Consider the following 21006-nt stretch of genomic DNA (forward strand, 5'->3'; position numbering starts at 1 on the left):
TCAGCCAATTCGATATGCTTCTGCCAATGGGCTGGAAAAAGTTGCCTCTGACCACGAGTTAATACGGGCGGAAGTGCCTTGACCATGCTAGGCTCCAGCCCGAAAAATCTGCTCAGCCGTAAGGTTTAATTCAGGGAAAACTTTAGAGTGAATCCGGTCATTGCCCCGAAATAATTGCGCCTGATATTCCTCACTGACCAGTTGGAAAACCGAGATTGTGGGAACCTTCGGCTCGCCAATGTACCGACGACCCCCCAACGCTTGGTAGTCAACAATCCAGTATTCGGCAATACCTAACGTCTCGTAGTCACTCAGCTTATGCCAGTAGTCATCTCGCCAGTTGTTGCTGGTAATTTCAATGACAAGAGGAATAGAGGTTCCGTGGATGAGCGTCGAGGATTTCTGCCACAGGGGTTCTCTGGCCAAGGCGGTACGGTCAATCACCACCCCATCAGGAGCGTAGGCAGTATCGCCTTCCGGCGCCTTGATCAAGGTGTCCCGACCTAGAAAATAGTTGAGGTTGCACCTGCGGATTTTTAATGCCAATTCGATGGCAAGAAAACCACTGATTTCATCATGTTTCCCTGTGGGTTGCATCTCAACCGCAACTCCGTTGTGTAGTTCGTATCGTCTGTTAGGTTTCCACTCCAGAAACTCAGCAAAAGTCATTGGCTTAGAAGACACAGCATAGGTAGCAGTCATAGTTTTTCCTCCCTTGAATGAGTTAAAAGGCCCTAGATACTTCTGCAAACATTGTCGCCCATCTCATCCTTTAATAGTCTTTTATGGCATAGCCGTGTAACCCTAGCCAGAGCCGGATGTAGATATCTAGATGTAGATATCTAGCAGAATCACTTCAGGCATTCCCAACTTGCCTCATCTACGTTTCAAGTGGGGGAGTAGGTTCTTGTCAGGAGCGTGTTGAATTTGAATCTTGCTCTAATTCAATATCACCGTAAATGTCTGCCAGGGAAAAAGTGATGTTGACAGATGGCAGCGTAACAACATCATCCAGGGCATGGTAGTCCCTGAAGATCCACTCGACATTTCCCTGGCGGCGGTAGTGTTCTACACTGATTCGAGCTTGGTCAATTAGCAGATACTCCTGTAAAGTTGGGAGAGAGCGATAGGCAGCAAACTTCGCTCCTCTATCGTAGCTTTCGGTGGCAGGCGAGAGCACTTCCACAATTAAGATAGGGTTAGTGACAGTATCCTTGCGCCCTTCTTTAAGCTGAACTGGGTTTTGGATCACCATACCATCGGGATAGACATATTGTTCGAAGGCAGGTATGTAAAGTCTGAGATCACTAGAAAAAACGGAAAAACCCTTGCCTCTTAGCTTAAGCCAAAGTAGGGCATTGACACTGGTAATCAGTTGGCTATGAATGGGTGTGCCGCCAGTTATCTCAATAATTTCCCCATTGCGAAATTCACGGCGGATCCCGCCTGTGGCCTCTGATTCAGCTTCCAGGGCAAAGTATTCCTCTGAAGTGTGGGTTTTACGGGGGGCGAGGGCAGTGGTCATGGCATCTCCTCAGGCAGCGGCAGAATGGCTCAAACGGTCAGTCGGGTGTCGAGAAGCTCGACGCGGTGGCCTTCGGGTTCTCTCGGTCGCAAGTGCAGCCAACCTCTCTGTATCCTTCGTCGGCCTCTCCATGATGAGAGGTATCCTGCGATTCTGGGGTAAAGACCGGTGGTGGGGAGCTGACGCTTTTGTTATCCTGTCGCATAAGCTCCCCCTCTGGGATCCCAGGGGAAAGTGGGCCAACCTTGCCTGACACTGAACGCCAGCACAGCCCGCATAATGTTCCCGCACAATGTCCTGCACAATGTTGTGTCAGCAAGACTTGGTTCTCGATGGCAGGTTTGCAGAGAGGACGTGACCTGATGTTTACTTGGCTCTGGACGAAACAATTTTCTCGCTTGAATCAAAGGCTACAGAGCCTAGAGGTAGCCCGCGAGGAAAACCTTCTGTCTCCCGATCTGAGCGCTCAAACTCTGCAGGTGGCCCCCGACTTTTGGGAACGGCAGCACCAAGCCTTTGTCTATGTGGATAAGCAAATGCGAAGGCTCAGCCGTCGCAGCAAGATTTGGGGAGGAATGGCGCTGCTGGCCATTCTGGCCGATGCGGCTTTGATAGTGGCAGGTCTGGCAGCGTTCCAGTCTTGGCAGCAGGTGCAGGCGGATCGCCAATTAACTCGCATTGCCCAGCAGACTGCGGCTGCCGATCCTGTGCAGCGAGCTTTTGAGGATCTGGTGGCCCAATTGCCCCAGATGAGCGGGGCAGAGCGATATCGTGCCCTAGAGGCGTTGCAGGCTCTCTCGGCTATCTCGATGGCGCACGGCGGCTATTCCTACGACGGTTCTGCGGGTATTTCTGTGTACAGCTCTGCTCTCCCAGCAACCCCTCTTGAGGCTCAACTGCAAACCATTTACCGGTTGGGGCAAATGCGGGTGGTGGAGGCGGTGCCGGCTTTGCTGACCAAGCTTGCGGACGATGAACCGGTGGTGCGGGAGGCGGCAGCCCGTGCCCTCGGCCAAATTGGGGATCCGCGCGCCTTGGGTCCCTTGCACGATCTTCTGGCCTATGAGCCCAATGAGTTGGTTCAAGATGCCGCTATTGCTTCGATTGCCCAACTGCTGCGCTGAAGAGAGGGTTAGATGGGGGTGGGAGTTGAGGCACTGGGGATGAGTATCGGCAAAATGAGCAGGCTGGGCAAACTGCTGGGGGTGATTTGTTGGGTGTGGGGATCCGCTCTGCCCGTTTGGGCGCAGGATCCCTTCCGCAGCGGGGACAATGCCCGCCCCATCAGGCCGGAGGTGGCGGCAGCTTTTGAAGAGTTCTTCTGTGCAGGCCGCTACAGCCAGAGCCGGGAAAAACTGGAAATGGCCAAGAAGGCCTCCCCCGAAGAGCCGATGGTCTATGCCCTGTTGGCGGCGCTGGCTTATCAGGAGGGAGACCTGGAAGCATTTGCCCAGTTGGCCACTCAAACCCGACAGGTGGCCGCCGAGTTGAAAAAGACGGATCCCTTGCGTGGCAACCTTTATGAGGGCGTGGGCTACGGGCTAGAGGCAGCCAACATTGTGGTGCGAGATGGGGTGGTCATCGGTTTGCCCAAGGCTCTGCCCACCCTCAATCAATTGTTTGCCTCCATCCGGGCCGCCCAAGCAGTGGACAGCAGCGATCCGGAGCTCAATCTGCTCAACGGCTACATGGATTTGCTGCTGACCTACCGGGAGAAGGCTCTGAATCAGTTTCGGATGGCAGCGCCTGACTATCTGTCCTACCGCGGCCAAGCTCTGGCCTACCGGGATATGCAGCGCTTTGACGAGGCATTGGAGGCGGTAGATCGGGCCATTGCTGCTTCCTGCAACAACCCGGAGCTCTATTACCTCAAGGCGCAAATTTTGGTTTCCAAAGGGCAAGACCGAGAGGCCGTCCCCCTTTTCGATCAAGCCCTGCAAGCTTCCGCCCAACTGCCCCAACCTTTGGTGGAGCAAATCCAGATGGAGCGGGATCGCGCCGCCCAGCGCAGTGGGTTGACCGGCCAGTTGCCGGCTGCACCTAACCCCTGAAGGGATCCCATGAGCCTGCGCATCAGCGGCAAACGAGCGCTGCAAACTCCCGCTGGCTTGGGCACTCGACCCACCCCTGGCCGGGTGAGGCAGGCCTTGTTCAACATCTTGCAAGGGCAGGTGGAAGGCTGTCGCTGGCTGGATCTGTGCTGTGGGGCCGGTACGGTGGGAGCAGAAGCTCTGTGTCAGGGGGCCGCTTTTGTGGCCGGGATCGAGATTGCCGCCCCTGCCTGCCGCATCATCCGAGCCAACTGGGCCAAGGTGGCGCAGCTGGGGCAATCTTTCCAGGTCATTCAGGGAGATGCCCGCAAGCTGCTCAGCCGCGGCCTGAACTTGGAGCCATTTGATTACGTGTACTTTGCTCCTCCCTACGAGGCCGGTCTGTACGCCCCGCTCCTGCCCCTGATCCCGCCCTTGCTCAAGCCAGGCGGAACCTTGATCGTCGAGCATCGCAGCGGCCAGAAGCTACCAGACCAGGTGGGATCCCTGCTGCGCTTTGACCAACGAACCTATGGGCAAACGGCGCTGGCTTTCTATCGCAATCTGGAAGAGCAGCTCTAGCTGGGGAAGGGAGTGCTGACGAAGCCGATTTCCAAGAGCTGCTGGTAGGCTTGGGTGCCCAGCTCGCGGGTTGGGCTCTGGCTGTTGATGACCTGGATCAGCCAGCCCACGGCCTCTTCCGGTCGCCCGGCGGCGCGGTAGACCACGGCCAAATCGTAGGCAGCTTGATCCCGGGCTTGGGCGGCAACACGGGCCAGCTCCCGCTGTTCTTCGGAGATGCGGTTTTGGATCCCGGCGAAGGCGCGGGAGAGATCTTGGTGGTAGTTGGAGCGCTGGTTGTAGGCGTTGAACACCTGCTGCAGCAGCTCGACAGCCTGGTCGTAGTTTTGCGCTTGGATGGCGGCATTGGCTTCGGCAGCCAGTTGTTCGGCTCGCAACGCGCTGAGGGCGCTGCTGGGCTGCTCTAGGGCGCGAAACTGCTGCGGATTGGGAATAAGCTGCTGTCCGGCAGGGAGCTGCTGAGCGGTGGCCCAGAAGGTGGAGCCCACGCCCAAGATGAGGCCGAGTAATACGCCGAAAACCAACCGCGCCCAAGAACGGCGCAGAAGGCTGAGCCCCTGGGCGATGGCGTCCTGGCGACAGCCTTGGGAAGCAACAGTAGGACGTCGTCCAATCATGTGCGGGTAACCCCCAAAACCTTTTTTGACCCGTTCCACTCTACCCTACTCCTCGGGTCTTTGCTGCAGCTCAGGGATCCCTTTGGAGCGAGGCTGGGAGGAGATGGGCTTCTTGAGCTTGGGCGGAGAGGAGCTGGGCGAGTTGGGTGGCTCTGGAGGCTTTTCCGGCAGCAGCGGTAGGTTGAGAATCAGCTCATACATGCGCAGGTATTCCAGCGCTGAGCGGTGCCAACTGAAATCGCTGGCCATGCCCCGCTTCTGCAGCGCTTGCCAAGTTTCTTTGTGCTGGAAGGCTTCCCAAGCCCGCGCCAGACAGGTGTAGAAGTCCAGGGCTTCGTAGCGGTCAAAGCAGTAGCCGGTGCCGATCCCCTTGCTGGGGATGTGGTGGCTGACGGTATCCACCAGCCCCCCCGTGCGGCGGACAATGGGCACACACCCATAGCGCATGGCGATCATCTGGCTGATGCCACAAGGTTCAAAGCGGCTGGGCATCAAAAACGCATCTGCCCCCCCGTAGATCAACTGGGCCAGCTTGGGTTGGTAGCCTTTTTGGTAGGCCATTTTGCCCGGGTGCCGCTCGGCCATCTCCCGGATCCGCCCTTCGTAGTAGGCTTCGCCGCTGCCTCCCAGCAAAACGAATTGCGCGTCGCTGTAGTCCAGGAAGCGATCCAGGGCTTGGATGAGCAAGTCGATCCCTTTTTGCTCCACCAAACGGGCCACCATGCCCATCAGAAAGGTATCTGGGTTGACGGTCAAGCCCAACTTGGCCTGTAGCGTGGCTTTGTTGGCCGCCCGCCCGCTGAGATCATCGATGCTGAAATTGGCCTCTAGGTCTGGGTCGGTGCGGGGATCAAACCTATCGATGTCGATCCCATTCAAAATTCCTCGCAACCGTTCCCCTTTCCAGGCCAACAAGTCCTGCAGTCCTTCCCCATGCAGAGGGGTGCGAATTTCCATCGCATAGGTGGGCGAGACGGTGTTCACTTGGTCGGCGTAGAGGATCCCGGCAGCCATGGTGTTGTGGGCAGAAAAATACCAGGGCAGCCAGGTCATGCGCTCCAGTTGCCAGCGCCAGGGCCCTTGGTAGGCCAGGTTGTGGATGGTGAACACCGTGCCAATATCGGGAGCTTGGTGCATCCAGGCCGGGATCATGCCGGTGTGCCAATCGTGGCAGTGGATGATGTTGGGTTTCCAGGGGTAGTAAGTCCAGGCAAATTCGGCTACGGCGTTGGCAAAAAAGGTGAAGCGCCAGAACTCGTCCTCGCCGTAGTAGATGCGGTGGGGAGCAAAGCAGTAGTGGCTGACCAAGTAGAGGGGCACATCGGTGCCGGGCAAAACGCTTTCGTAAATATCGGCCACCTGACCCATAACCTGTTTAGACCAGATGGGATCTTTCGAGCGGGGGTATTGCCCCGGTTCCTGGCCGAACTTGTCCCAGAGAAAGCCATACAGAGGCATGATGATGCGGACATCCTGACCCAGCTTGCGCAAAACGACAGGCAGGGATCCCACCACATCCGCCATGCCCCCCACCTTGGCCAAAGGTGCTGCCTCTGCCGCTGCGAACAAAATCTTGGCTTGAACCACGCTGCCCTCCCTGTTGTTGTGGGCTCCGCTCCACCGCCGTGAACGGATCCCGGCTCAGTTGCCCTCAGCCAAAACCCTTCCCATCCTAAAACACAAGGGATCCCTGCGCCGGATGAGCTGATGCAGCGCCTCATCTTGAGGTTATGTTGCAACTTATTGATTTTTCGTAAGATGGAAGGACAGTGCTGCTCAGAACTGTTGTGGGCGCTGCTGTATTGCACTTTATTCGTCGTCATTGTTCTGGAGAGACGTCCTATGACCATAGCGGTAGGGCGCGTGCGTCAGGAGCGAGGATGGTTCGACATCGTCGATGACTGGCTCAAGCGCGACAGATTCGTGTTTATCGGCTGGTCCGGGCTGCTGCTGTTCCCCTGCGCTTACCTAGCCCTGGGCGGCTGGCTCACCGGCACCACCTTTGTAACTTCCTGGTACACCCACGGGTTGGCCAGCTCCTACCTGGAAGGGTGCAACTTTTTGACCGTAGCCGTCTCCACCCCCGCCGACAGCATGGGGCACAGCCTGCTGCTGCTGTGGGGCCCCGAAGCCCAGGGGGACTTCACCCGCTGGTGCCAGATTGGGGGGCTGTGGACCTTTGTGGCCCTGCACGGAGCGCTGGGGCTGATTGGCTTTATGCTGCGGCAATTTGAGATTGCCCGGCTGGTGGGGGTGCGGCCCTACAACGCCATTGCGTTTAGCGCGCCGATAGCGGTGTTTGTGAGCGTGTTTTTGATTTACCCGCTGGGGCAGAGCAGCTGGTTTTTTGCGCCCAGCTTTGGGGTGGCGGGGATTTTCCGCTTTTTGCTGTTTTTCCAGGGGTTCCACAACTGGACGCTGAACCCGTTCCACATGATGGGGGTGGCTGGCGTTTTGGGTGGAGCGCTGTTGTGTGCCATCCATGGGGCGACGGTGGAGAACACCCTGTTTCAGGATGGGGAGGCGGCCAGCACCTTTCGGGCTTTTGAGCCGACGCAGTCGGAGGAGACCTACTCGATGGTGACGGCCAACCGGTACTGGAGCCAGATTTTTGGGATAGCGTTTTCCAACAAGCGGTGGCTGCACTTTTTCATGTTGTTTGTGCCGGTGACGGGTTTGTGGATGTCGAGCATTGGGGTAGTGGGGTTGGCGCTGAACCTGCGGGCGTATGACTTTATCAGTCAGGAGGTGCGGGCAGCGGAAGACCCGGAGTTTGAGACGTTTTACACGAAGAACATTTTGCTGAACGAGGGGATTCGGGCGTGGATGGCGCCGCAGGACCAGCCCCATGAGCGCTTTGAGTTCCCTGAAGAAGTCCTCCCCCGCGGCAATGCGCTCTAAAGGAAGCCGTTCTGGTCTCGTCAGGGATCCGCTCCCGGCGAATCTTAAGTAATCCACTTGAGTATTGAAGAGTTCAGGGATCCCTCATGGGATCCCTTTTTGTGTTGGGCGCGAGGTGGCTAGGAAGGGATCCCGTCTCGCAGGCGGGCGCGAATGGCTTGCCAGATCTGTTCAACCAACTGGGGCGGGCTAGTTTCTGACCGGATGGGCACCCGCACATCGGCTTGGGCGTAGAACGGCTCTCGCTCTTGCATCAGCTTGTACAGGGCAGCTTGGGGGTCGGGGGTTTGCAGCAGGGGGCGTTGGCCGGGATCCCGCTTGAGCCGCTGCCAAATCAGCTCGGGGGCCACATCCAGCCAAACGGTGAGGCCATGGTGCAAGTAGCTCCAATTTTTGGGGCGCAACACAATGCCGCCGCCTGTGGCGATCACCAGCCGGGTGTAGCTGCTCAACTGGGCCAACACCTGCGTCTCCAGATCCCGGAAGTAGGCTTCCCCATGCTCGGCGAAGATCTGAGCGATGGAAGAACCCCCCACCTGCTCCACCAGACCATCGGTGTCGAAAAATTGAAAGCGCAACTGGGCTGCCAGCTCCGATCCCACGGTGGATTTGCCGCTGCCCATCATCCCAATGAGATAAACATTTACGCCGCGCAGGCGCTCAACTTCCTCGGGGTGGATCATGGGAAAGGTACCTAGATATAGCCATGCTCGGCCAGAAACTCCAGAGAAACGCTGCTCTCGGGGGGCAGCAAGCCCAGCAATTTTTCCACATACTTGCCCAAAATATCCGCCTCTATGTTGACGGGATCCCCAACTTGGAGCTGAGAAAGGTTGGTCTCGCGGTAGGTTTGGGGGATCACAGCCACCTTGAACCAGCAGCCCCCTTGGCGCACCTCAGCAATGGTCAAGCTCACCCCATTCACCGCCACGCTGCCCTTGGGTACGATGTAACGCCCGATCTCTTCAGGAACCTTGAAGCTCAGCTCCCAGGCGTTGCCGGTGGCGGCTTGATCCCACAGTTGCCCCACCCCATCGATATGGCCGCTGACAAAATGCCCCCCTAACTTGTCTCCTACCCGCAGCGCCGGTTCCAGGTTGACTGTGCGCGGGCCGGGGGATCCGTGGCCCCAAGTCGAGCGCCGCAGGGTTTCCGGCGAAACATCGGCCAAAAATCCATCGGGCAGAATCTCCACCACCGTCAGGCAAAGGCCGTCCACCGCCACGCTATCTCCATAGGCCAACTGAGGTTGCAACCGGGGACAGGTAACCCGTAGCTGTGAAGAATTGATCAACTGGGCTGTGCCCAAACTTCGAACCAGACCCGTAAACATTGCTTTGGCTCCTTAGGTTTTGCCGGCTGCCTTTTTGGCTTTCTGTTTTTCTCGCTCTTTGGCTCGTTTTTCGGCAGCGATTCGCTCTTGTCGGGCTTTCTCTTTCTCTTCAGCGATCTTTTCTAGATAGTAGTGATAGTTGCCCTGGTAGGCGACCAACTCTCCGTTGCGAATCTCTACAATCTTGTTGGCCACTTTTGAGATAAAGTAGCGGTCGTGAGAAACAAGGATCACCGTGCCATCGTAATGCTGTAAAGCTTCTTCCAGCATCTCTTTGGCCGGGATATCTAAGTGGTTGGTGGGCTCATCCAAAATCAGTAGGTTGGCCGGCTGAAGTAGCATTTTCGCCAACGCCAAGCGGGCTTTTTCTCCCCCGCTCAAAGCCGCTACTTTCTTAAAAACGGCGTCGCCGCTGAACAAAAAGCGACCCAACAGCGTGCGCACTTCTTCGTTTTTCCAGTCGGGCACTTCGTCATGGATGGTGTCCAAGACGGTTTTGCTCAGATCCAAAGCCTCTGCTTGATTTTGCTCGAAGTAGGCAGGGATCACATTGTGTGCTCCCAATTTCACAGATCCCTCGGTAGGTTGCTCTAGGCCGGTGATAAGACGCAGCAGGGTGGATTTTCCTGCCCCATTGGGCCCCAGAAAGGCGACGCGATCCCCACGCTCGATCAACAGCTCCGCACCCAAAAACAAAATCTTATCTCCATAAATGTGCGTCAAATTCTCGATCTTCACCACCTCGCGACCACTGCGGGGAGCAGGGGGAAAGCGAAACTTGAGGGTACGCACGTCGCCAATGGGCGCTTCGACCCGCTCGATCTTTTCCAGTTGTTTTTCGCGGCTTTTGGCCTGAGTGCTGCGGGTGGCACTGGCCCGGAAGCGATCGATGAAGGTTTGTTGCCTTTCAATTTCCTTTTGCTGACGTTCGTAGGCAGCTTGTTGTGCCTCTCGCCGTTCAGCTTTTTGGAGTAGGTATTGAGAATAGTTACCCAAGTATGTCGTAGAAACTCCTCGCTCCGTCTCCACAATTTGGGTGCAAAGCCGATCCAAAAACTCTCGATCATGAGAAACAATCACCATGGGGATCGTCAAGCTCTTGAGGTAGTTTTCCAGCCACTCAATGGTCTCCAAGTCTAGGTGGTTGGTCGGCTCGTCTAGCAACATCAAATCGGGTTTTTGCAGCAGGATTTTCCCCAGGCTGATGCGCATCTGCCAGCCGCCGCTGAAGGCGCTCACCAACCGATCCCCGTCCTCCGGCTCAAACCCCGTTTCCGGCAGGATTTTCTCAATACGCGCCTCCAGTTCATAGCCATGTAAACTCTCAAATTGGCGCTGTAGACGATCTAGACGGCGCAAAAGGGTTTCCAACGTGTCCGCGTCCGCCTGCTCCATCTGTTGGGTGATTTGGGCAATTTCTTGGTGAATGCGGTTTTCCTCTTGAAAGACTGTCCAGAACTCTTCTCGCACCGTTCGGGCGGGATCCACTCCAAATTCTTGGGTGAGATAGGCGATGCGCAGGTTGGCGGGGCGGATCACCTCGCCGCTGGTCGGTTCTTCTTGCCCGCAGATAATCTTGAGCTGGGTGGTCTTTCCGGCCCCGTTTACTCCCACTAGGCCGACGCGATCCCCAGGCTTAACTTCCCAGTTCACATCCTTGAGCACCTCACCGGTGGGATAGATTTTGCTAATGTGTTCCAGTCGCAGCATAATGCTCCTTGGGGATCGGGACCAATTGGAGAAGTGTGGCGTTTTCTTTACATTCTTTACTCGATTTTACGTATTCTTGGGATCCCTGTCCATGGATCCTGAGCAGTTTCTGCTTGATTTCTCCCTCTCATTGATCTTGCCGGGATCCACGACAGCGTTTAATATTTCTGGTTTGCCTTCAGAAGTGCCTGCTGAACCCTGTTCGATCTTTTTTCATGTCTTCAGGGCTTGTTTGTCGGTACCCTTAGTATGGACTCTTTTGCCAGAAGCCTTGTGAGGCTTCTCTAAGGCTTAAACGACCTCTAATGCCAGCGGGGAAAAGCCAGTTCCTGAGAGAGATTGAAGTAGCCGGTCGTGATGACAATGAGGAAGGTTGATCGGATAAGTTTTCAGTGTATGGGATGCTTACTTCGTCTCTTGTTTCTGAAATCCCCGGCAACCTATTTTTCTCTTTTGGGCATGTCCTAATGAGCTATCAATCCATTGACATTAGCAGTCAGCCCAGACAAGTTATGGTCTCTTGAGTTGACTTCTTATCTAACATAAAACCTTTGTTGATTTTGACAGGAAAGCCAATGGCGACGGGGATCAACTCAGAAGGACACTACGCCTTGGCTTGATCCTCGAGGGAACGGGGGGATCCCTGAAACAGGGCAGGATGACCTGTTCTGCCTCCCTGAACCGACAGAGGATTTTGTCTGTGGGCAGGCGGCTGTTGGGCCAGAAGCCGCTTCACCTCTGCATTAAGCTGACTTTCGTTGAAGGGCTTGGTCAAGTAGGCGGTTGCCCCCGACCATTTGCCGCGGATGCGGGCCAGCAGACCATCGCGAGCGGTAACCATCAGGATGGGAAGGGACTTAAACTCTTCTAAGCTGCGCACAATGCGGCAAAGCTCTAGACCATCGATCCCCGGCATGGCGATATCCATCAACAACAGGTGGGGCCGATGCTGAAACAACAAAGGAAGCACCTCGGCGGGGTTGCCCGTTGTAATCACCTGATAGTTGGGCAAATACTGCCGTAGGATTTCCTGCATCACCACGCTGTCGTCCACCGCCAAGATGGTTATCGGGTTGTGGCGCTTGGTCTGCAGCAGCTCTTGGGGTGTTTGTAGGCTGACCAAACCTTTTTTCGCCCAGGAGGCAAAGAGATTGGCCACCTCCAGCCGATCCCGGCACAGCTTCTTGGCGATTGCTTCCAGCGACTGGCCATCTTTGGTGAGGGTGTGGAGCTTCTGTCGTTGCTCATCGGTGATGCGGTAGCGGTTGACCCGTTCCCAATTGACTACCGGCACCGCCAGCATAGTTGGGATCGCCACCTTCAAATCTGCCCAGCGATCGTGGCGCCGGGCGGCTTCTTGCAGCAGCGGCTCCAACTCAAACCCGCCAATGGGGGCCTCTTGGGCGACCTGCTCCTGCACCTCAAAGTAACAGGTGCCTGCCCGTTCGAATAGGTAGCGGTCGAAATCGGTAAGCAGGTTGAGCCACAGGGCATCTTCCAGCTCCCCCGGCTTGAGCAGGCCCAATTGCGTGATAGCCTCCAGCAGCTCAGGTAAGGAATGGTCTTTCATCAAGCGCTCTTGCACCACCGAGATGGCCCGCTGTGGCCATTCCAAGTTGAGGCGAGGAATAAAGCGGGAGAGTCGTTTCAGCAGGATTTGCGTGTTGAGGGGTTGATCGGCAGAAAAAAGCAGCCTGCCGTGGTAGTAGGTCAACACCCAGGGTTCCGCACCCTCAGAGGGATCCAGTCCCTTGAGGTGAATGTGCAGATATCCAGTGGTAAACCGCCAACCTTGCTGCCTGAGCAGTGGCGCAAGTTCCTCCGAGCCGAACACAAAACGGGACATGCAGCGTTCTCCGGGCCAACTTCTTCAGGCCAAATGAGCAGCGATTCACCTCAGCCACACGCTCAAACCGTCGAAAGGAGAGCTTCAGAGAGCTCACTTATTTTAACAACTGGCTGATCTTAGCTTTCCCGGCCATTCCTTTACAGCAAGGGAATACCGCTTTGCCAACCAGGATATACACCCATGCAATCCCATATGCAGTGCCTTGAAGGATTACCATTGCAAGGCTAGAGTCCGGCTATGGCTCTATCTTTCTAAATTGAGAGCCTGCCGTTGGGCTTGTAGCAATTCTTGGATCCCGGCTTGGGCCATCTCCAACATTTGTAGCAGTTGCGGGCGACTGAAGCAGGCGGCTTCGGCAGTGCCCTGGATCTCGATGAAGGATCCCTGCTCGTTCATAACAATGTTCATGTCCACCTCGGCTTGGCTGTCTTCCTCATAGCACAGATCCACAAGTACCTCTCCCTGCACAATTCCTACTGAAAGGGCCGCCACCTGCTGCCGCAGCGGGGATCCCTGGGCCGGATCCAGCGCCCCCTGTTTGTACAGCCAAGTGATGGCGTCGTGCAGAGCCACATAGCCCCCTGTGATCGCGGCGGTGCGCGTTCCGCCATCGGCCTGCAGCACATCGGCATCGACGGTGATGGTACGGGATCCCAGCTTGCGAAAATCCAAGGCGGCGCGCAGACTGCGCCCGATGAGCCGTTGAATCTCGGCAGTACGGCCCGATAGTTTCAACATTTCCCGCGGCTGTCGTTGTTGCGTGGCTCCGGGCAACATGCGGTACTCAGCCGTCAGCCAGCCTTGGCCGGTGTTCTGCAGAAAAGGGGGAACTTCTTCGGCCACACTGGCGGTGCAAAGGACATGGGTATGGCCGAACTTGACCAACACCGAGCCAGGGGCATAGCGGGTAAAGTGGCGCTCAAAAGAAACCGGGCGCAATTGAGCAGCGGTGCGATTATCTGGGCGTTGCCAGCTCATGGACAGTTCAAAAAGGGATCCCTCGCATTGTCAACCATGTCTGCCCAATGCGGCTCAGGACTTGGAATCTTTGCAGAACATGACTGGGGCGACGGCTGCGGACGGAATTGGTCTGGGAAGGCAAGGACGACAAGTGTAGCAACCGCCGCAAATTGGATATTGCCGGGTATGCCACCTGATACATTTACGCTGAACACTGCTGAACATCACTGTTCAACTATGCAGCGATAGCATTCTGTTTGTTTCCAAACAGAATGGCGGTATCCCGCAAAGCTTTGAGTAGAATACCCAAAGCGCAGTTTCCGTGTCGTCTTACTACCAATTTTCTGCTTTGCTTTGGCTACCATGTTGGCAGACTCGAAAGTAAACAGAAAGATCAACTGGTAGTAATCCGTACTGAACATATTATACATTATTTTCAGTATAGTTGAGCTTATTATTGACTAGAGTCATGCTCTACGCGGAAGAAAGTGAAGCACTTGTGAGCAGCAAAACTTCTAGCGGCTGATCTCAACCCTCAGCTGCCCTACTTACCTACTTATTCCCTGCTTGTCCAAGAAAATCTAAAAAAAATGCACCAGCGCACGCTGGCGCAAGAGGGTCAACTTTTACCGGTCAGACATCGACCTAGACAAGGGCAGGGATCCGAGATCCTCCCAAGGCCTCCACCAATGCCCGCACTTGAGCCACCATGGCCACTTCATCCTGGAGCCGGCTGACAGCTTTGCCCACCCCTACACCTGAAGCGCCGGCAGCAATGGCCAAGCGCACTGTTACCGTCGAGAGGCCGGAAGCGCAGATAACCGGTACCGAGACGACACGGCTAATTTCATAGGCGGCGGCCAGGGTGGGGGCAGCCTTCTCGATCAGGCCCAGGGATCCCCCGTGAACCGGCTCGGCACTGGTGCTGCCCTCGGTTTGGATGAGATCGGCTCCCAGATCCTCCAGTTTCTCGGCCAATTCTGCCTGTTGATTCAGAGGCAGAGTGTGGGGAACGGTTACCGACAAGAGCGTGCGGGGCAGAAGAGAGCGGGTTCGGCGGGTAAGGTCTAGGACTTCCGCTGCGGAGAAGATGCGGCCTGAAGGGTAGAAGCTGTCGTAATTGCCGATCTCGGCCATGTCTGCTCCTGCCTGTACGGCTGCGGCCAACTGCTGCGGCTCCACCGCCGACACACAGATGGGCAGATCGATCTGGGCGCGTACCCGCTGCACCAATTCGGGGCTGGCAGCGATATCCACCCAAGTGGCCCCTCCCTGTTGGGCGGCGCGGGTGATGCTCAGAACCGACTGCAGGTCGAAGTTTTGTAGACCGCTGATGATCTTGAGGGCCCGACGTTGGGCCAGAGCGTCGAAAAGAGCAGCGTGAGAGGCAGTGGTCATAGGCTCGTCAGCTTGTGGAAAGGCAGTCTAAGAGGAGTGAAAACAAATGGCTGCTAAAACTGGGCTTGGGGAAGCCTTTGCTCAGTCTAGAGGGTTTGCCTCAATCCCACAAGGGATCCCTCTTTACCCCATCATCCCAGTCCTTTTGGCTCACCACAATTCTTCAATAGATTCAATAGAATAGGGATCCCTTCTTGCAAGCCATCATGTATCGCTCTCCCTTCCCCTTCCTGGGCCTGCCTGAGCCGGATCCGGAGATGGCCCAAGCAATTCTCCTGCCCGTCCCCTACGAGGCCACCACCTCCTATGGCAAAGGCACCGCCAAAGGCCCTCAGGCGCTGTTGCAGGCTTCTGCCTATGTGGAGATCTACGACGAGGTACGGGATCGCCAGCCAGCTCTTCACCCCGACTTCTCGGAAGAGATCTCCCGCTACTGGACGGCCCCCCCGGTGGAGTTGGAAGGTCTGGGATCTTCCGCCCAGGAGCTGGCTATGGCCGAAATCCAGCGTCGCGCTGCCGAGTGGGTGAGACCGGGGCGGTTCCTGCTTTCCATTGGTGGGGAGCACTCCATCAGCGGGCCCCTGATTGCTGCCCACCTGGCCCATTATCCGGAGCTGCACGTCCTGCAAATCGATGCCCACTGCGACCTGAGAGATAGCTACGAGGGATCCCGCTATTCCCATGCTTCTGCCATGGCCCGCGTGGTGGAGCAAGTGGGCAGCCGCCTCACCCAAGTGGGGATCCGCTCCATCTGCGCCGAAGACCGCCAGGCCATTCGCGAGCGCCGTCTGCACACCTTTTTTGCCCACAGCTTGCACACCAAGCCAGCCCAGGAGTGGATCCCAGAGGTGATCGCCACCTTGGGCCCCCAGGTTTACCTGACGGTGGATGTGGATGGGCTGGATCCCGCTGTGGTGCCGGCCACCGGTACCCCCGAACCCGGCGGCTTGGGCTGGTGGGAGACGGTGGAGCTGATCCGGGCGCTAGGACAGCAACGGCAAATTGTCGGCGCCGATGTGGTCGAGCTGTCGGTCACGGGGGAACGGGAAACCGATCGCCGCAGCGCCTTCACGGTCGCCAAACTGGCCTATCAGATCTTGGCTGCGGCCTTGGGTTAAGCTCAAGAAGAGCTTGGCCGGCCATCCCCGGGGCACCTGTTCGAGTTCTTTAGGTTTTTGGGTAACACACCTGTGAAATCGGCCCACCCCCGTCGTCCTGCTTTTGAACTTCCCGCTTTGTCCTGGATTCCCTTGGTGGGTGGGGCATTGCTGCTGATCCTCTTGGCCACCTTGCTGCAGTGCTTGGTGGTGGTGCCTGCCGGCACACGGGCCGTGGTGTTCAACTCCCTGACGGGGCTGAAGCCGCAGCCGCTGGGAGAAGGGCTGCACCTCCTGCTGCCGCTGGTGGAAACGCCTATCTTCTACGACGTGCGCACCCAAACCTACACCATGGCCTCCCAACGCTCCGAAAACCAGGGGGATGATGCGTTGAAAGTGCTCAGCGCCGACGGCCAGCAGATCTCCCTCGATGTCTCGGTGCGCTTTCGCTTGGATCCCGACCAAGTGGCCCACCTGCACCAGACCATTGGCCCTTCCTACGTGGACAAAGTGATTCGCCCAGAGGTGCGGACGGTGGTGCGCAATGAACTGGCTTTGCACCGCGCCATCGCCGTTTTCTCGGAAGAACGCGAGCAGATCCAGGAAAATGTGGAGCGGCAGCTCTCCAGCATTTTTGCTGAGAATGACCTGATCTTGCAAAACGTGCTGCTGCGCAATGTCCGCTTCTCCGACCAATTCCAAACGGCCATCGAGCAAAAGCAAATTGCCGAGCAAGAGAAAGAGCGGGAACGCTTCCTCGTGGAAAAAGCAGAGCTGGAAAAACAACGATTGGTGATCCTGGCAGAAGGAGAAGCCCAAGCCATTCGCCTCCAGGGGGAAGCCCTGAAGCAAAACCCAGAAGTGGTGCAGTTGGACTACGCGCGCAAACTGGCGCCCGGCACCCGCGTGATCATCTCCCGACCGGATCCCTGGCAGCGGTAGCGGACAGCCCGTTGGCTCTGGGTTCTGCAAAAATCTATCCCAGAGCATTGTTGCCAATTGGAACGAGAATGGGGATAGAGATCCCCGGCCTGCTGACCTGACGATGCCCCTTGACGAGCAGCTCATCCACAGCCGCATTCAGGCCATCCGATCCCAGATCCCAGGCCATGTGGAGATCATGGCAGTGAGCAAAGGCTACAGTGCCGACCACATCCGCGCCGCCTATCGGGCTGGGATCCGCCACTTTGGGGAGAGTCGAGTGCAAGAGGCCGCCGTCAAACAAGGGCAACTGCAAGATCTGACCGATATCGTCTGGCACTTGATCGGGCATCTGCAGACCAACAAAGTCAAACCGGCCCTCAAGCAATTTGCCTGGATTGACAGCGTCGATAGCTTGCGCCTGGCCAAGCTGATCAACCAAAAGGCTTGGGAGCTGCACCTCACCCCCAAGCTTTGCCTGCAGGTTAAATTGGCTCCGGATCCCAATAAGTTCGGCTGGCTCATCCCCGATCTGTTGCAGAGCCTCCCCGAACTGAACCAACTGCTGCAGGTGCAAATTGTGGGCCTGATGACCATTTTGCCTTTGGGCTTGAGCTCAGAGGCGGCCCTAGACCTGTTTCGCAAGCTGGCCGAACTGGCCGATTACATCCAGCGCAGCGGCTATGAACATCTGCAGGTGCACACCCTCTCCATGGGCATGTCCGACGATTACCTCCTGGCGGTGGCAGCAGGCTCTAACTTGATCCGACTGGGGCGTGCTTTGTTTGCCGACGCCGAGCAGGAATAGATGTGACCTCTGTGAAGCCGTTAAATTGTGATTAAATTTTGTGTAAAGCCGTGCAACTCCCCAGTCGCCCTGCGGGGCACCTTTGGGGCGAGAGTTCGGCTTGGATAATCAAAAGTGGGGGGATCCCGCCCAGGATTTGCCCTATTGGGGAAATTTTGGGGAAATTTGTAATCATTTGCGTTACTTCCGTTAACGTGGGCTCAATCCAGACGGGGAGCAGAGTTCAATCCTGCCAAACAACGGCTTGGCAAGTGAGATGACATATTCACTTCTTCTGGGTAAACTCTAGTCGTCGAATCAATGGGGTTTTGTTAACCTGCGTTAGCCCCCACCTGCTTCGGCAGCTTTCTGAGCAAACCCTGTCTCAGCCTATTGAAAGACTTTGACCGAGAATAAAAGGACGCCCCCTAGCTTGAGTGAGCCACTCAGGATCCAATCAAGAGCCTGAATCCTACGCTCGCCGCAAACCATGACCTGTAGTGAGGATGTGCATATGAATGTCAATGGAATCTGGAGCAGGGTGAGAGATTTTGTGGGCCTGAACGATCCCGTGGACGGCCTGGAGGAGTACTCTGAAATGGAAGGGCAGGATGATTACCAACTGCTCTACGAGGGACGCCGTTCCCAACCGGCTGCTCCCCCCGAAGAGGAGGAAGTGAGTACCCTTCCGCGAGGGCGGCGGCAACGGGGAGTGGAAGCGGGGGAGGGCTCTGCCGGTCGAGAAGAGTCGCGGGGCCATCGGCGCAGTCAGCATCGGGATCGCTCAGCAGGGGGCAGTATGGGGAGCAACGTGATTGGATTACCGGGCGTAAACCCACCCACCAGTGAAGTGGTGGTGATGGAGCCGCGCAGCTTCGATGAGATGGCTCAGGTTATCCAGTACCTACGGGAGCGCAAGACGGTGATCCTGAACTTGACCCTAATGGATCCCGCTGAGGCGCAGCGCTCTGTGGATTTCGTTGCCGGCGGCACCTACGCCATCGATGGCCACCAAGAGCGCATCGGAGAGAACATTTTTTTGTTCACCCCCAGCACGGTGATGGTTTCCACCCCCAGTAGCCAAGTGGTGCAGCCGCTGCAGCGCCCTTTGCAAAGCCCTACCCCCCTCTGGCCCAGCACCTATGAGCATCTGCAGGCAGTAGGTCAGCACTAGTTGCTATGGAGCGGCCACTGCTAAGTGTTATCGGGGGTGGAGCCATGGGATCCGCCCTGCTGCGGCGTTGGGTAGCTGTGGGAGTTTATCCCGCAGCGCAGGTGGCCTTGCGGGAGCCTGATCTGGATAAGGCTGTGGCCCTGCAGCAGGAGCTGGGTATCCGATTGTTGGCGGATCCATCCCAGGCGGGAGAGTCTGAGATTCTGTTTCTGGCCGTTAAACCGCAGCTCTTCCCGACGGTGGTGGCTGAGATGGGCCGGCTGTCCGCCACAGAGCTGGTGATCTCGATTATGGCCGGGATCCCCTTGCAGCAGTTGCAGCAGGCTTTTCCCAAGCAAAAGGTGGTGCGCACGATGCCCAACACGCCGGCGCTGGTGGGGGCGGGCATAACGGCCATCAGCTACGGGCCAGGGGTGACGCCTATGCAGGTGGAGCAGGTGGAGAAGCTGTTTCGCGCGGTGGGCGAGGTGGTGACGGTGGCCGAAAGCCAGATGGATGCGGTGACGGCACTTTCGGGTTCCGGGCCGGGGTATCTGGCGGTGATTCTGGAAGGGCTGATCGACGGAGGGGTACAGGTGGGGCTGCCGCGTCCCATTGCTACCCAGTTGGCCCTGCAGACCTTGGCGGGTACTGCTGCCCTCTTGCAGCAAGAAAATCTGCACCCTGCCGTTCTCAAAGACCGGGTCACCAGTCCAGGGGGGACGACCATTGCCGGGATCCAAGCCTTGGAGCAGGCGGGGGTGCGGGGAGCCCTGATGCAGGCAGTGCGAGCGGCCTACGAGCGCTCTTGCCAGTTACAGGGATCCTAGCGGGCCAGCAGCCCTTGCCACAGGGGGCGGGTGATCCAATTCCATCCCACCTTGAGCTGGTGTTCCAGTGTGGGCAGGCGCACCAAATAGGCAGTTCGCCGGGCCAAATAGCCCAGGGGGCCGGTCAGTGTGAGGCCGCCAAGGGCAGAAAGCACCGCCGTATCCACCCCCAGGCTGAGCATTTCCCCCAGAGAAAAGTAGCGAAAGGGCAAGAGAGGCCGCTCCTGGGTGAGCAAAGCCCACAGGTTCCAGGCGCAATAACCGGCCTGTTGAAAAGCCGCTTGGGCTGTGGCCGGCACCGGCTTGCCCTCCGCATCCACCACCGCTGCTGCATCTCCCAAGGCAAAGATCTCTGGGAAGGTGGGGGTTTGTAGGGTGGACAAAACCTGTAGCCGTCCCCGCTCCGTTTTGGGCAGATCCAAATTGGCAATCACCGCTGCCGGTCGGGTTCCGACAGTCCACAGCACAGCATCCACAAGATCTGTGGCGATCTCCTGGGTCTCCAGCCGTTGCAGCTGCAGATGGAAGGGAGGGGCGCCGTTCTCGCCAAGGGCCTCGATGCCCAAGACCTTGGTTTGCAACTCCACCTGCACCCGCCGTTGGGCCAGCGCCTCTTGGGCCGCCTCCCGGCTGGAGAGAGCAAAGCCGGACAAGATTTGGGATCCCAACTCGATGAGGCGGATCCGTCCCCGCCAGCCCAGCCGATCCGCCAATTTGCAGGCCAATTCCACGCCACTAGCCCCTGCTCCTGCAATGGCCAGAGCCACAGGCTGAGCCGGATCCCGGTCTTCCAACGCCTTCAGGTGGGCGCGCAGCCGCTGAGCATCTGCCAGGGTGCGAAAGGGAAAAGCAAACTCCGCCGCTCCCGGAACGCTCTCCAGAGGGGTTTCTCCCCCCAGCGCCAGCACCAGCGCGTCGTACTCCAAGCTCTGCCCATCTTCCAGCTCCACGCGGCGGGCTTGAGGGTCAATGGCCTGGACAGATCCGCGGCGAAACTGCACCGATCCCGGGGGCAGCAGATCTTGAAAACGGGGGGCCACCTCCCAGTCTTCCATTTCTCCGGTGAGCAGCTCATAAAGCAGGGGGGCAAAGACGAACCGCTCCTGCCGATCGACCAAGGTGATCTGGGGTGGTTCTGGCCAGGGTTGCCGGCTCAGTTCCAAAGCTGTGTACAACCCGCCAAAGCCGCCCCCAAGAATGCAAATGCGATTCATGCTCGGATGGTTCACGTGACGTTATCAGACGTTATCAAAGTTGCGCGAAAGGCCCCGACTTAACAATCACACCCTGCTGATGCAGAAGGGGCAACGAGG

The 21006-nt window shown here is 57.4% G+C and carries 20 protein-coding genes; 9 read left to right on the forward strand and 11 right to left on the reverse strand.

The genetic code is table 11. The annotated features are described in order from the left end of the window. Positions 1 to 87: 87 nt before the first annotated feature. Together ACVWZF_RS07510 and ACVWZF_RS07515 are read right to left on the reverse strand one after the other, a co-directional pair. Positions 88 to 702, reverse strand: coding sequence for a Uma2 family endonuclease (locus tag ACVWZF_RS07510; protein WP_457411211.1), 615 nt, complete (start codon positions 700 to 702; stop codon positions 88 to 90). 208 nt (positions 703 to 910) lie between these two features. Beyond that, positions 911 to 1525, reverse strand: coding sequence for a Uma2 family endonuclease (locus ACVWZF_RS07515; protein ID WP_457411212.1), 615 nt, complete (start codon positions 1523 to 1525; stop codon positions 911 to 913). A 362-nt stretch (positions 1526 to 1887) separates the two neighbouring features. Between ACVWZF_RS07515 and ACVWZF_RS07520 the strand changes: the two genes are divergently transcribed. Genes ACVWZF_RS07520 through rsmD form a run of 3 tightly spaced genes read left to right on the forward strand, consistent with a single transcriptional unit; the run spans position 1888 to position 4137 of the window. After that, entirely contained in the window at positions 1888 to 2649 is a 762-nt protein-coding gene (locus tag ACVWZF_RS07520) for a HEAT repeat domain-containing protein (protein ID WP_457411214.1), read from the forward strand. 39 nt (positions 2650 to 2688) lie between these two features. Next, a complete protein-coding gene (locus ACVWZF_RS07525; RefSeq protein ID WP_148202734.1) occupies positions 2689 to 3576 on the forward strand; it encodes a Sll0314/Alr1548 family TPR repeat-containing protein in 888 nt (295 codons plus the stop codon). 9 nt (positions 3577 to 3585) lie between these two features. Then, a complete protein-coding gene (gene rsmD / locus ACVWZF_RS07530) occupies positions 3586 to 4137 on the forward strand; it encodes a 16S rRNA (guanine(966)-N(2))-methyltransferase RsmD (protein ID WP_011433333.1) in 552 nt (183 codons plus the stop codon). Here the strand turns inward: rsmD and ACVWZF_RS07535 are convergent. Both ACVWZF_RS07535 and glgA read right to left on the reverse strand, forming a co-directional pair. After that, positions 4134 to 4754, reverse strand: a complete 621-nt coding sequence (locus tag ACVWZF_RS07535; protein WP_011433334.1) for a hypothetical protein — start codon at positions 4752 to 4754, stop codon at positions 4134 to 4136. The genes rsmD and ACVWZF_RS07535 overlap by 4 nt on opposite strands. A 45-nt stretch (positions 4755 to 4799) precedes the next feature. Then, positions 4800 to 6341, reverse strand: a complete 1542-nt coding sequence (gene glgA / locus ACVWZF_RS07540) for a glycogen synthase GlgA (RefSeq protein ID WP_011433335.1) — start codon at positions 6339 to 6341, stop codon at positions 4800 to 4802. A gap of 255 nt (positions 6342 to 6596) precedes the next feature. Here glgA and psbD point away from each other — a divergent pair, with 255 nt between their 5' ends. Continuing rightward, positions 6597 to 7655 carry a photosystem II D2 protein (photosystem q(a) protein) gene (psbD, locus tag ACVWZF_RS07545; RefSeq protein WP_011432491.1) on the forward strand — a complete coding sequence of 353 codons (1059 nt, stop codon included), beginning with the start codon at positions 6597 to 6599 and terminating at the stop codon, positions 7653 to 7655. A gap of 119 nt (positions 7656 to 7774) precedes the next feature. Here psbD and ACVWZF_RS07550 read toward each other — a convergent pair whose 3' ends face one another. From ACVWZF_RS07550 to ACVWZF_RS07575, 6 genes are all read right to left on the reverse strand, one after another. Further along, complete coding sequence (locus ACVWZF_RS07550) at positions 7775 to 8338, reverse strand: shikimate kinase (protein WP_011433337.1); 564 nt, start codon at positions 8336 to 8338, stop codon at positions 7775 to 7777. Positions 8339 to 8349: 11 nt separating this feature from the next. Next, the gene (locus tag ACVWZF_RS07555) at positions 8350 to 8988 is read right to left on the reverse strand and encodes a riboflavin synthase (RefSeq protein WP_011433338.1); all 639 of its coding nucleotides are present in this window, start codon (positions 8986 to 8988) and stop codon (positions 8350 to 8352) included. A 12-nt stretch (positions 8989 to 9000) separates the two neighbouring features. Then, a complete protein-coding gene (locus ACVWZF_RS07560; RefSeq protein WP_011433339.1) occupies positions 9001 to 10698 on the reverse strand; it encodes an ABC transporter ATP-binding protein in 1698 nt (565 codons plus the stop codon). 604 nt (positions 10699 to 11302) lie between these two features. Continuing rightward, a complete protein-coding gene (locus ACVWZF_RS07565) occupies positions 11303 to 12544 on the reverse strand; it encodes a response regulator (RefSeq protein ID WP_414358223.1) in 1242 nt (413 codons plus the stop codon). A gap of 246 nt (positions 12545 to 12790) precedes the next feature. Next, on the reverse strand, positions 12791 to 13525 hold the full coding sequence (gene rph / locus ACVWZF_RS07570) for a ribonuclease PH (RefSeq protein ID WP_011433341.1): 735 nt from the start codon (positions 13523 to 13525) through the stop codon (positions 12791 to 12793). 627 nt (positions 13526 to 14152) lie between these two features. Next, positions 14153 to 14905, reverse strand: coding sequence for a DUF561 domain-containing protein (locus ACVWZF_RS07575; protein ID WP_011433343.1), 753 nt, complete (start codon positions 14903 to 14905; stop codon positions 14153 to 14155). A gap of 194 nt (positions 14906 to 15099) precedes the next feature. Between ACVWZF_RS07575 and speB the strand changes: the two genes are divergently transcribed. The 5 genes from speB to proC all read left to right on the forward strand — a co-directional run bounded on the left by speB (position 15100) and on the right by proC (position 19693). Continuing rightward, entirely contained in the window at positions 15100 to 16023 is a 924-nt protein-coding gene (speB, locus tag ACVWZF_RS07580) for an agmatinase (RefSeq protein ID WP_011433344.1), read from the forward strand. Positions 16024 to 16095: 72 nt separating this feature from the next. Next, the gene (locus ACVWZF_RS07585; protein ID WP_011433345.1) at positions 16096 to 16944 is read left to right on the forward strand and encodes a prohibitin family protein; all 849 of its coding nucleotides are present in this window, start codon (positions 16096 to 16098) and stop codon (positions 16942 to 16944) included. Positions 16945 to 17047: 103 nt separating this feature from the next. Further along, positions 17048 to 17731, forward strand: coding sequence for a YggS family pyridoxal phosphate-dependent enzyme (locus tag ACVWZF_RS07590; RefSeq protein ID WP_457411216.1), 684 nt, complete (start codon positions 17048 to 17050; stop codon positions 17729 to 17731). A gap of 577 nt (positions 17732 to 18308) precedes the next feature. Beyond that, positions 18309 to 18884, forward strand: coding sequence for a cell division protein SepF (locus ACVWZF_RS07595; protein ID WP_414351079.1), 576 nt, complete (start codon positions 18309 to 18311; stop codon positions 18882 to 18884). Positions 18885 to 18889: 5 nt separating this feature from the next. Next, positions 18890 to 19693, forward strand: coding sequence for a pyrroline-5-carboxylate reductase (gene proC / locus ACVWZF_RS07600; RefSeq protein WP_011433348.1), 804 nt, complete (start codon positions 18890 to 18892; stop codon positions 19691 to 19693). Here the strand turns inward: proC and ACVWZF_RS07605 are convergent. After that, positions 19690 to 20907 carry an NAD(P)/FAD-dependent oxidoreductase gene (locus tag ACVWZF_RS07605; RefSeq protein WP_011433349.1) on the reverse strand — a complete coding sequence of 406 codons (1218 nt, stop codon included), beginning with the start codon at positions 20905 to 20907 and terminating at the stop codon, positions 19690 to 19692. The genes proC and ACVWZF_RS07605 overlap by 4 nt on opposite strands. Between the last annotated feature and the right edge of the window lie 99 nt (positions 20908 to 21006).

The sequence above is a fragment of the Thermostichus sp. OS-CIW-30 genome, assembly GCF_054060215.1.

Bases quoted from the DNA above. Each gene is read 5' to 3' on its own strand.
- ACVWZF_RS07515 (WP_457411212.1), bottom strand. From the start codon at position 1,525: ATGACCACTGCCCTCGCCCCCCGTAAAACCCACACTTCAGAGGAATAC.
- ACVWZF_RS07555 (WP_011433338.1), bottom strand. From the start codon at position 8,988: ATGTTTACGGGTCTGGTTCGAAGTTTGGGCACAGCCCAGTTGATCAAT.
- rph (WP_011433341.1), bottom strand. From the start codon at position 13,525: ATGAGCTGGCAACGCCCAGATAATCGCACCGCTGCTCAATTGCGCCCG.
- ACVWZF_RS07550 (WP_011433337.1), bottom strand. From the start codon at position 8,338: ATGATCCACCCCGAGGAAGTTGAGCGCCTGCGCGGCGTAAATGTTTAT.
- ACVWZF_RS07605 (WP_011433349.1), bottom strand. From the start codon at position 20,907: ATGAATCGCATTTGCATTCTTGGGGGCGGCTTTGGCGGGTTGTACACA.
- ACVWZF_RS07520 (WP_457411214.1), top strand. From the start codon at position 1,888: ATGTTTACTTGGCTCTGGACGAAACAATTTTCTCGCTTGAATCAAAGG.
- ACVWZF_RS07535 (WP_011433334.1), bottom strand. From the start codon at position 4,754: ATGATTGGACGACGTCCTACTGTTGCTTCCCAAGGCTGTCGCCAGGAC.
- ACVWZF_RS07590 (WP_457411216.1), top strand. From the start codon at position 17,048: ATGCCCCTTGACGAGCAGCTCATCCACAGCCGCATTCAGGCCATCCGA.
- psbD (WP_011432491.1), top strand. From the start codon at position 6,597: ATGACCATAGCGGTAGGGCGCGTGCGTCAGGAGCGAGGATGGTTCGAC.
- ACVWZF_RS07560 (WP_011433339.1), bottom strand. From the start codon at position 10,698: ATGCTGCGACTGGAACACATTAGCAAAATCTATCCCACCGGTGAGGTG.
- ACVWZF_RS07595 (WP_414351079.1), top strand. From the start codon at position 18,309: ATGGAAGGGCAGGATGATTACCAACTGCTCTACGAGGGACGCCGTTCC.
- rsmD (WP_011433333.1), top strand. From the start codon at position 3,586: ATGAGCCTGCGCATCAGCGGCAAACGAGCGCTGCAAACTCCCGCTGGC.
- ACVWZF_RS07565 (WP_414358223.1), bottom strand. From the start codon at position 12,544: ATGTCCCGTTTTGTGTTCGGCTCGGAGGAACTTGCGCCACTGCTCAGG.
- ACVWZF_RS07575 (WP_011433343.1), bottom strand. From the start codon at position 14,905: ATGACCACTGCCTCTCACGCTGCTCTTTTCGACGCTCTGGCCCAACGT.
- proC (WP_011433348.1), top strand. From the start codon at position 18,890: ATGGAGCGGCCACTGCTAAGTGTTATCGGGGGTGGAGCCATGGGATCC.
- ACVWZF_RS07510 (WP_457411211.1), bottom strand. From the start codon at position 702: ATGACTGCTACCTATGCTGTGTCTTCTAAGCCAATGACTTTTGCTGAG.
- ACVWZF_RS07525 (WP_148202734.1), top strand. From the start codon at position 2,689: ATGAGTATCGGCAAAATGAGCAGGCTGGGCAAACTGCTGGGGGTGATT.